Raw genomic sequence first — 4,257 nt, 5'->3', positions numbered from 1 at the left:
TTTTTTTCTTTCACAGGATTTTCTCCTACTATACCTTCCAAAGATATCCCTTTTGATTTGAACTCTTTCATAACGTCTATACAGTTATTCCTATTTTGCATTTAACTTTTCAATTCTCAGGAGAAACTCCTCTGTCAGTTTGCGGTAATCCTCCGCTCCGTTGGATGAAGGCGCATAATCGAAAATGCTCATGGCATTGTACTGGGCTTCTCCCAATGCCACATTGTTACGGATCGCCACCTCGAATACGCTTTCTCCCAATGTCCCCTTCAGGCTTTCCCTGATATCCACATCCAGTTTCCTCTTGGCATTATATCTGGTCATGAAATAACCGAGTATCCGGACGCCGGCTCCGAGTTTCCTTTTCAGCAGACCGATGATATAGTGTATTTTCTCAATTCCTTTCATTGCGAAATAGTTTCCGTCTGTAGGTATGATTACAAAATCACTTGCCATCAATGCGTTCTGTGTGATGATCCCCAATGAAGGCGGGCAGTCTATCAGTATATGATCATACTTTCCTTCCAGGCCTTTTATGATTTCCCTGAAAAGGAATTCTCTGCCGGGAGCCGTATTCATTACCACTTCCATCGCTGCCAGATCCAATGATGTCGGTATGACATCCACCTTTTTCAACCATTTTTGCGGTTTCAGTCTCAAAGGTTTGTCCTGCATACAATCCTGCAATATACTCTCAAGCATACTGTCCTGGGAAAGGCTTGCCATTTCTTCCCCGAATGTCGCTATCGTCGTATTCGCCTGCGGATCTGCGTCGATAATGCAAACCCTTTTGCCATAGAGTTTTGCAATTCCGGCTGCCAGATTCAATAAGGATGTGGTCTTTGCAACCCCGCCCTTATGATTTACACATGCTGTCGTTAATGTTTTCATTATATTTATATCTCCTTGATTATTACGGTGTAAAGATAGTAATAATTGTGCATTACTGCAAATATTTTACCATGTTTTTACTTATTAAGTATAACACTTAAATATATTTTATATTATATTGATTAAAATATCAATATGTATATATAAGTAATATATCTGTTTTACTTAGAAAATGTAAACGGATAAAAAGTATTTTACTTTCAAGAGGAAACCGGTGTATCAACAGGGATGCTTAATAAATGTAAAACGCAACGACGTTGCGGCGAATTAAAATACTTTCGTTCGAAACATGAAAGCAGAAAATGCTTACGGCATGTAATAAAGTGGTAGGAAAGGTTGAAATCGTTTCATGTGTTACCGGAGAAGTTCCGAGCAGTTTAAGAAATGAAAAAGCCCCCGGCCTGTCAATAGTCATCTCACCTACATATTAACCAGGACGCAACCAGTGCGCACGACCGGGGGCAAAAGCCTCTGTTCGCGCATTGGTTGCTTTATTTTTGGTTTTATGTAAGTGAGATGCTGCAAAGATACAATAAAATTATATATGCTATGACATTATTCGAGATATTAAACCTAAACAAGGAACTGTTGGAGCTTCTGGCCGAAATGGGTTCCAAGCCGGATGACTACAAGTATATCGGCCTGTATAAAGAGTATGAGAAGATGCGCAATGCCGGCGACAAAGTAACCTATTGCGTTACTGTTCTTTCTGCCAGGCATGGTGTCTGCGAACGGAAGGTATACGAGATTATCGGACGTTTTAAAAAGGAGTGTATGTATCACGCAGTATGAGTGTGCCGTTTTTTTTGCTTTCATGGGAGAATGGGAAGAACTTTGCGCCTGAATTATGAACACAACCATTATGTAATACGCCAAAAAGACTATGACAATGGAAAAGACTTACTCCCAGGCCCCGCTTCCTTTTGTGGGCCAGAAACGCATGTTCGCAACGGAATTCAGGAAGGTTCTGAAGCGTTTCAGTGACAAGACTGTTTTCATCGACCTGTTCGGTGGCTCCGGCCTGCTATCGCATATCACCAAACGGGAACGGCCTGATGCCACCGTAATCTACAATGACCACGACAACTACCGTGAGCGTCTGGAAAATATCCATCGTACCAATGAACTGCTGAAAGACCTGCGTGAGGCAGCCAAAGGTTATCCCCGGCATAAAAAGATCACAGGCAGTATGCGCGATGTGTTTTTAGAACGCATACTTCAGGACGAGCGAAACGGTTTTGTGGACTATCTCACCCTCTCATCATCCCTTCTTTTCTCCATGAAGTATGTTCTGAACTTTGAAGAGTTGAAGAAGCAGAACCTTTATAACAAGCTGCGTCAAAACGATTACAGCTGTGACGGTTATCTTGACGGTCTGGAAGTGGTCTGTTGTGACTATAAGGAACTTGCGGATAAGTACGGTACCGATACGGATGTTGTCTTTCTGGTTGATCCGCCCTACATGTCAACGGATATCAGTACATATAAAATGGACTGGAGACTGCAGGATTACCTGGATGTACTGCTTGTCCTAAGCGGGCATCCGTTTGTCTATTTCACTTCCGGAAAATCACCTATACTGGATTTCTGTGAGTGGATGGAGCAACATCCCGGTATCGGCAATCCTTTCAGGGGAACCGGCAAGTCCACACTTACGGCACGAATGAACTACAACTCATCCTATACGGACATCATGCTTTACAAAGAGACTACGGACGCTGCTTAAGAACGGCCTTATATACCATCATATACATTTTACCACCTTGAATTCATCTTAGAGGACACTCCGGATGTGATATCCCGGGTGTCCGTTCTCTTTTTATCGTATATCGCAACGCAATTGCGACGAACCGCCGTACCTTGCTTCCCGAAAGCATATCATTATAATTAAAACAGACAGTCATGTTGAATAAAAACAGTACATTACCGGACACATCCCGGTTGAAAGCGATTCTGGAAGATCCGGATGCGATTCTGCAAATTGAAAGTCCTACCGAAAAGATGCAACTGGCCGCAGTACAGAAAAAGCCGGAACTCATCAGGCATCTTCCTTTTGCCACGGAAAAGGTACAGCTTTCGGCTGTTACCACCTCTGCGGAAAGCATCTTCCTGATACATAACCCCTCACCGACAGCCTGTCTCGTCGCGATGGAAGGTGTATTGGAACTAAGTCTTTTCCCCGGTCAGACAGTATTGAAAGCGGTCAAAGAACTGGTGCTGCAGATGCAGAAGGACAAAGCCGGGGAAAGGCCGAGTACGGCAGCCATTGAAAAATTCATGAAAGAAGTCGAACCTTTTAAAAACTGAACGTATGCCTACCATTTTAGAACGACTGGCCGCCCTTTTCAGCCGGGACATGAGGGAGGTTTTCCGAAATCCCCGCGCCATCAGTATGATTGAAAACCCTTCCGAACGTGTCCAGATGGCGGCAATACGAAGGGACAGAAGTGTTATCTGCTTCATAGACAAGCCTGCGGAAAAGGTACAGCTTGCCGCAATCAAGGGAGCCCCGCATAATATACATTTCATTGCCACACCCAGTGAAAAAGTACAGCTTGCCGTCATACGCAACAGACCTGTCTATATTGGTTTCATTTCTTCCCCTACGGAAAAGGCCCAGATGATGGCCGTGGAAAGAAAACCGGAATGCATCTCCCTGATAAAAAAGCCTGCGGAAAAAGTACAGTTAATGGCCGTATTGAGAAATCCGCAATACATCGCTTCCATCAAGGAACCTGCGGAGAAGGTACAACTGGCAGCCGTACAGAAAGCTCCGGAGTATATCCGGTATATTGAAGAGCCGGCAAAGAAAGTGCAACATATGGCCGTACAAGGAGATCCGGGAGTATTCCGGTATATCAAATCCCCTTCCGAAACAGTACAACTGGCCGCAGTGCAAGCCAGGGGAGAAAATATCGGTTATGTATCCGTACCTTCGGAAATCATGCAGTTTGCCGCGGTCAGAGAAAATCCCGGTAATGTCCGGTTCATTGAAGAACCGACGGAGAAAGTACAGCTTTTTGTCCTGCATACCGACAGAAAAGCCGCACAGCTCATCCGGCATCCTTCGGAAGAGGTGAAAAGACAGGCGGAGGAGATGTACGGTGTCAAACTGGAAGGTGCTGCTGAGGTAAAAAACGAAACGGAGACAGAAGCAGGAACGGCAACATCGAAGGACAAGGACAATGCCGCTGCAAATGAAAACGCTTCCGCCGGGAAGAAAAGCAGGGAGACGCAAAAGCCGTCCGCCAAAACCGTAAATGCCGCCACCGAAAAGCTGGACGGGGAAATAAAGGACATCAATATGGAATATGACAAAGCCGTCCGGGAGATCCGGCAGAAAGAAGATGCCGGTTCCCGTCAGTC

5 protein-coding genes are annotated in these 4,257 nt (G+C 44.9%); 4 read left to right on the top strand and 1 reads right to left on the bottom strand.

Translation table 11 applies throughout. From position 1 onward, the window contains the following. Window positions 1-90: 90 nt before the first annotated feature. Window positions 91-891: a ParA family protein gene (locus tag AB5903_RS21900; RefSeq protein ID WP_368118288.1), complete on the bottom strand. Its 801-nt coding sequence runs from the start codon at window positions 889-891 to the stop codon at window positions 91-93. Between the two features lie 549 nt (window positions 892-1,440). Here AB5903_RS21900 and AB5903_RS21895 point away from each other — a divergent pair. The 4 genes from AB5903_RS21895 to AB5903_RS21880 form a co-directional block, all read left to right on the top strand. After that, entirely contained in the window at window positions 1,441-1,683 is a 243-nt protein-coding gene (locus tag AB5903_RS21895) for a hypothetical protein (RefSeq protein ID WP_368118287.1), read from the top strand. Window positions 1,684-1,780: 97 nt separating this feature from the next. Continuing rightward, on the top strand, window positions 1,781-2,617 hold the full coding sequence (locus AB5903_RS21890; RefSeq protein WP_368118286.1) for a DNA adenine methylase: 837 nt from the start codon (window positions 1,781-1,783) through the stop codon (window positions 2,615-2,617). 176 nt (window positions 2,618-2,793) lie between these two features. Beyond that, window positions 2,794-3,198, top strand: coding sequence for a hypothetical protein (locus tag AB5903_RS21885; protein ID WP_368118285.1), 405 nt, complete (start codon window positions 2,794-2,796; stop codon window positions 3,196-3,198). A gap of 4 nt (window positions 3,199-3,202) precedes the next feature. Next, on the top strand, window positions 3,203-4,257 hold a 1,055-nt coding region (locus tag AB5903_RS21880; protein WP_368118284.1), incomplete at its 3' end, for a hypothetical protein.

The organism is Bacteroides sp. 2201st1_D9_2201SCRN_220225 (assembly GCF_040928965.1).
Classification (GTDB): domain Bacteria; phylum Bacteroidota; class Bacteroidia; order Bacteroidales; family Bacteroidaceae; genus Bacteroides; species Bacteroides stercoris.
This window is presented reverse-complemented; position numbering and strand designations above follow the sequence as displayed.